Genomic DNA, 6,702 nt, shown 5'->3' with positions numbered 1-6,702 from the left:
CCAATGCGAATACTATTTGTGTAAAATAAGCATTGGCATATTGGCACATATGAACATATTGGCACATTATTTTATCGTACCGGGAACTCGGTTATACGTAAAGTGGTACAGCCATAAGGAATTAACTCGATCGTCTCTTCATCACCCATCGGTTCGTTGGCTTGCATGAAGAAATTTACGGGGCCGGCGGAACCTTTGAACATTTTCCATGAAGGTAAGATCCGTCCCTTTGTTTTGATCGTGATAGGGGCATTCTCTAGGTTCCATGGGTAAGGGGCGATGTTCTCTGCCTTTCTAACGACGAAATTTTTCTCTAGTTCTTCTTCTTTCAGATATTTGCGAATCAGGGAATAATTCCATGGTGAAGTAGAGGTGACCTCATAATACCATTCTCCTTTATGTGAAGACTCCGGGCGTTGATCAACCTTGCGTTCCCATTTCTCATCCATCTTTAGGGAATACAATAATGGGCCTCGTTCGATAACAACCGCATCGTCATACCAATTGCTTGTGGATATACGCATGGGTAGCTCTAGCTGGATATGATCGCCATCTTTCCATTCTCGGTTGATTCGTACGATTTCGCCAGAGTGAGCTGCGATAGAGACAGCCTCGCCATTTATCGTAATCACGGGATTATTACACCAAGCAGGAATACGCAAGTGAAAAGGGAAAAAGGCTTTCTTGTCTTTCTTGCTAGGGAACGATAAATTGAAATCGATCTTTTCTTCAAAGGGATAATCGGTCTTCTCTGCGATTTTAACCGTGATGTCGTTTCCCACTTGGGCAGTCACTTCCGATGGTGCGTAGATAAGTGAAGCGATGCCATTATCGGCGGTGGCAAACCATAGATGTCGTGTGAATTTAGGCCAGCCTTGATGTAGATTGGAGGTACAACAAGGATAACCGCTCAATTCTCCGAAAACAATGTCTGTGTCCTCGTGTGGTGAGACAAAGTTACGTCCTTCGCAAGTGATCGCTATTTGATTGACTTGCTGATAATATTGTCGTGCGGAAAAGTCATCCTTGATCTGCGTTGGCAGTACATTGTATGCGACTTTCTCTAAATGATCAGCCCACTGGACATCTCCGGTTATCTCTAACATTTTCTCGAGAGAGAACATCATCTCGACAGCGGTACAGAGTTCTGATCCTTGTGTCGGGTTACCGAAACGTAAAAGTTCATCTCCCGCCCATAATCCTGTAGGAAAACCAATCGTATGACGCATTTTCCGTACAGCTTCCTTAACCGCTTCCAGATTTTGAGGATTATGGCTCTGTTGGTAATAAATGACAGGTTCCTTGAATCCTTGGGCGAGATTTACACAATGCAGGCTGTTTTGCCGGGCTAAATGATCTTGGTTCAAGAACACGTCGGTCCAATTGAAGGTTTGCTTATGGATTAACTCTCCTAACTCCAGAAGGAAAGGATCGCCCGTGATATTATAAAGCCAATATACGACCATCAGATTATCCCCTCCTCGTTGTTCAGCCCAGAAAGTCCATTTTCCCAGAGGACTTTTAGGTAGTTCAGAAAGCTGGTATTTGAAATAATTAGTGAGGAACGAGATAACTCTTTGATCGTTGGTAGCGGAATAATATTGTTGCAGAACTTTGAGCATAACCATTTTGGGCCACCAATCTTGTGCGTTATCCCGTTGTAAGCCGGGTTCATAGTCTCTGTCTGTATCTGGCCCGAAATATCCGTTAGGCTTTTGGGAGGCCAATGTCCATTCAACCCAAGGCTTTACTTTTTGGATCAAGGCCTCATCATTCATGATGTAAGCCAAAGGTAGTAAGCCATCTATCCAGTATGGGCCTCGTTCCCATACGTCTCCATCTCCGCCTAACCAACCATTACGCGGTCCCATTACTTTCGTATAGATAGAATCCAGATGGCCGGTCATTCCCGTACACATTCGTTCCATTTGGATTTTTAGCCAACCCGCAGGTTTAACATCCCCAATAGGCAACTCTATATAAGGCTTAGAGGCTAATGGATAACGATTGTTCGGGTAATTAATGTTGATAGAACCTTCATTTCCCGGCAAAGTGGCAGAAAAGGAGGTAATTGAGATTAGGCTTGATAATGTTATCGTTAATAAATACTTCATTTTGATGCTTTTTTAGTTATTCGTTATAGGGGATCCATACCCTCATTTTTCCTGCTTTACGGTTATCCCACGCATAATAGGGAATGAAGGTAGCAGATTGTGCCCTACCGTTTGTTTTAATTGTTTTTATCCCATTCAATATATCGGAAACGAAGGCTGTCTGGAATGTTGTACTTGGGCTCAACTGGATTTGATCGAAATATTCCGGGTTGTCTATTTCTTCCATGCAGTATACAAGTGGCCCTCGTTGAATCGCCCGTTTGCCGAAATTTTCCTTGACATGCGGATCTGCCGCAACAATTTCCACGGGCATATCCATATCTAGAGCGATTACATCTTGCGATTTCCAATCCTTGATTACCGCATAGCCTTTTTTCTCAGACACGTTTATTCTCTTACCATTGATACTTAAATCATAGGTTTTGCACCAATTCGGAATGCGGAGGCGTATCTCTTTCTCCAAAGGCTGAGACGTAGAAATTGTTAGTTTTACCGATCCATCCCACGGATAGTCCGTTTCTTGTGTTAATAGGATATCAGTCTCTCCTATCCGTATTTGCCCCGTATTTCCGATATATAGATTTACCCATAACGCATCATCGGAGGAGGCGTAGATATAATTTCCGATAGAAGGCAAGAAGCGTGAAAGCTGACTTGGGCAACAAGCACAACCATACCATTCTTGTCTATGGTGATCACCCTTAGATTCCAGCGGATTGACATAGAAGAAACGGTCTCCACCCAAGGAGATACCGGCAAGCGCACCGTTATATAAAGAACGTTCCAGTACGTCGATGTATTTAGAGTCTCCGGTAAGTTGGTTCATACGTTGGTTCCAAAGCACCATTCCGACAGAAGCGCAAGTCTCGCAATAAGCATCTAGGTTCGGTAAATCGTAATCCTCCGTAAACCCTTCGTTATCATGGGATGAACCGACTCCCCCGGTGATATACATATTGCGGTGTACCACATCATCCCATAGACGATCCATTGCGGCTATATATCCCGTATCATTCTTCAAGGCAGCCACATCGGCCATACCGCAATACAAATACATACATCGTACCGCATGCCCGGAGATATCGGTAAGTTGCCGGACGGGAACGATATCTTGATAGTAAACCGGGTTCCATTTACCTTCATCACCCATAGTGCCGTGACCGTGTCCACGTTCCTCCAGCAGCCAATAAGCGAAATCCAGATATTTCTGCTCTTGGGTGGTTTGATAAAGCTTGACAAGCGCCAGTTCTATTTCCTCGTGTCCCGGTACCCAATGTCTTTTTCCCGGACCGAATTGGCTCATCATATGATCTGTCATGCGTATACATACGTCTAATAACTTGCGCTTTCCTGTAGCTTGATAATACGCTACTCCTGCCTCAATCATATGTCCGGCGCAGTACATCTCATGCTTGTCCATATTGGTCCACCGTTTATCCAATCCGGTGAGTGTATAGAAGGTATTGATGTAGCCATCCGGTTGTTGGGCGGCAGCGAATTTATCAATCCATTCGTCCGCTTTCTTTTCCAGCTCGGGATCCGGATTGTTGATCAGGCTATAAGCCATACCTTCTAACGCTTTATATACGTCGGAATCATCAAAGAAAATGCCGGAATGCTCTCCTTCCCCTTTCGCTGCATTCTCGAAATTACGGATACGTCCGGTTTGATTCTCTATTTGATCGATACAGACAGGCAAGGTCGCCGAGACATGTTTGCTGAGTCTGGGTGACCAAAAGTTGTCATTGATTTTCACATGAGAGAAATCGATCTGCTCGATCATCTTCAAAGGCTGTTCCTTTATATCTTCTTTAGAGGTCTGGCACCCTTGCAAAAGAAAGGCAGACGCAGCGAGTAAAAGGTATTGCTTCATATAGCTTTAGAAATTGAGATTAAAGGAGGGTATGTCAATATAGAGACATACCCTCTATGTTATTATTGATAATTCGGATTTTGTTCCAGATTCGGATTGGTATCTACTACTTTTTGAGGTAAGGGAAATACCGTTTTATAATCTCCATTCGGCTCATGAGATAACCATTTAGCTTTTGTGAAATGACCGAAACGTATCATATCTCTCCGGCGATAAGATTCTCCAGCGAATTCCCAACCTAGTTCATCATAGAAACGTCCGAATTTTTCTGGATAAACTTGATTTTGCGAAGTTAATACATAGTTTTCTACCGTACCGTATTTGTAACAGGATTTTTCTTGTAATTGCGCTCCTGAGACAATTGCTTTTTCAGGATGTTCTTTAAAAGCTCTTTTTCTGACCATACTTACAATAGACGCTGCTTGATCTGCTTTCCCAGTACGTAAAAGGCATTCTGCTTTCATCATATGGACTTGCGTAAGTCTGAATAAGACCAAATCATTATTTAGTTCACTTCTGGCTCCCATCTCAACCTCATATTTTAACCAGCGATATCCTTCTGCCTCACCAGTGAAAATTCCGTTGGGCATTTTGTTGACGAAGATAAGCGGTTGTCCCATTAAGTCATAAGAGCCTGTGAGAGGTGTCCCGTCAGATGCGTATTGAGGACCTCCTAGCCAAGTCGCATTTAAACGTTCGTCATCTGGATCATAGGTGTCGATGAATTGAGGTATTCCTTTATAGGCCCCAGCTCCCCAAGGGCTTCCAACTAGATCATACGTTTTTTGGTTTGCTCCGTGTAAGGCGGCTAAATGATAGTTAAATCCAGTGGCAAATATTTCATCATAAGGAATGACTAATATATTTTCTAATGAGTTTTCATTGTGTGCCTTAAATGGATCGCTATAATTAATGTCTAAACTGTATTTTCCTGAATTAATAATATCATCACACTCTTGAATACAAGCATTCCATTGGGGATCACCTGTATATACTTCTGCGTTCAAATATACGTTAGCGAGGAGGGCTTTAGCTCCCCATAATGTGAATCTTCCATAATTAGATTCATTTTTCTCTGTTGGGAGATCGCTGAAAGACTCTTTTAGTTCTTTGACTATAAAATCATAAAGATCCTTCCGGGATGTTTTTACAGGTAATTCTGAGGTGGGTTCCGTTACTAAAGGAGCATCTCCGAAATTATCCATGATGTACCAGTAATAGAAAGCACGTAATGCTCGAGATTCAGCGATCATGGCAGCCTTGTTTTCATTTGCGGCAAAAGGAAAATCATCTTGGTTGATAATGCTGATAGCCCGGTTTGCCAAGATAATTCCGGAATAGCAAACTTCCCATAAACGATTCACTTGTAATTGTTCGGAGTTCCATGAATGTTGATGCATTCTACGAAATACACCTCCATCATCCCAACCGGAACCATTAGCGGGGAACACTGCGGCATCGGTACATATTTCTTGACTCAGCATTGGAGCTTGTCCGGAACCGCAATATCCCCAATCTTGAAGATTGGTATAAGCGGCACCAACCACTTTAGTCGCATCTCCAGCTTCATATTTATAACTATCTTCAGTAATGTCAGAGAAGATTTCTTCGGTTAGGTCTGTGCAGGAAATAAAGTTCAATGAACAGCAACCTAATAATAAGATATTTATATGTTTTTTAATTGTATTCATGAGTTTATTTATTTTAAAAAGTAAACATTGCGCCTAAAGTAAAGGAACGTGTAGAAGGGTAACGGCCTAATTCATCACATCCGGGATTAAGTCCTTGCGTATTAACCTCAGGGTCTAATCCACTGTATCCTGTAAATGTGAATAGGTTATTACCGGTTGCGTATATACGTATCTTTTTTAAATAATCATTCTTAAGTTTTAAGGTATAACCAATGGTGATATTATCAATTTTCCAAAAGTTTCCTCTTTCGATGAAATAGCTAACATATTGAAGTTCCTGTTGGTCGTTTAGTACAGTCTTTCCGTACTTCGGTTCATAAGCTGTGGCAAGCAAATTTCCCCGGGTCAAGTTTACAGGACATTCATAAAACATGCGGGGGTAGTTGAGGATGTCATAGTCGAATGCACCTCGCATAGTTATACCTAAGTCGAAATTTTTGAAGGTAAAACTGTTATCCCAGCTTAATAGGTGTTTGGGCAGGCCATTTCCAATAATTTTTTTATCTTCTGCTTGTTGCTCTGAGATCGGTTTTGGATTACCGTTTTTATCTTCAATAATCCAACGTCCTTCGCTATCTATATCAATAGTTTTAAAACCGTAGAAATTACCAACCTCACCCCCTTCAAATATTCGATGGGTATATTGTTGGATAGGTTCGCCAGTCCAGCCATCTTCTATATAACCGGATTTTAATTGGAATTCCTCGTTGGATAAGGCAACCAACTTATTTTTGTTAGTCGAATAATTAAAGCTAGTTGTCCATGAGAATTCTTTTGTTTGTACTGGGATTGCACTGAGGTGTATCTCTAGTCCTTTATTTTGCATAGTTCCTGCGTTTGCGAGGATTTCCTGATATAAATAAGGAGGAGTGGCTACTTGATAGTTCCATAGCATATCTTTTGTCGTGCGTTTATAAAGGTCTATAGATCCACTGATACGGTTATCAAGAACGCCGAAGTCTACTCCTAAGTTCCACTCTTGAACCGAAGTGTAGTTTATATCAATCTGATATATAACTAATAT

General features: G+C 41.8%; 3 protein-coding genes and 1 pseudogene. All 4 read right to left on the bottom strand.

What is annotated here, in order from left to right:
• Positions 1 to 71: 71 nt before the first annotated feature.
• Complete coding sequence (locus QVP94_RS03590) at positions 72 to 2,114, bottom strand: beta-L-arabinofuranosidase domain-containing protein (protein WP_008779113.1); 2,043 nt, start codon at positions 2,112 to 2,114, stop codon at positions 72 to 74.
• A gap of 16 nt (positions 2,115 to 2,130) precedes the next feature.
• Positions 2,131 to 3,987: a glycoside hydrolase family 127 protein gene (locus QVP94_RS03585; protein ID WP_022191992.1), complete on the bottom strand. Its 1,857-nt coding sequence runs from the start codon at positions 3,985 to 3,987 to the stop codon at positions 2,131 to 2,133.
• A 62-nt stretch (positions 3,988 to 4,049) separates the two neighbouring features.
• Positions 4,050 to 5,678 carry a RagB/SusD family nutrient uptake outer membrane protein gene (locus QVP94_RS03580; RefSeq protein WP_008772926.1) on the bottom strand — a complete coding sequence of 543 codons (1,629 nt, stop codon included), beginning with the start codon at positions 5,676 to 5,678 and terminating at the stop codon, positions 4,050 to 4,052.
• Positions 5,679 to 5,691: 13 nt separating this feature from the next.
• A pseudogene (locus tag QVP94_RS03575) lies at positions 5,692 to 6,702 on the bottom strand (SusC/RagA family TonB-linked outer membrane protein); the annotation flags it as partial.

The organism is Parabacteroides sp. CAG:2 (assembly GCF_000436315.1).
In the GTDB taxonomy this organism is placed as follows: domain Bacteria; phylum Bacteroidota; class Bacteroidia; order Bacteroidales; family Tannerellaceae; genus Parabacteroides; species Parabacteroides distasonis.
Note: the sequence above shows the minus strand (reverse complement) of the source record. Positions and strands in the feature narration are given on the sequence as shown.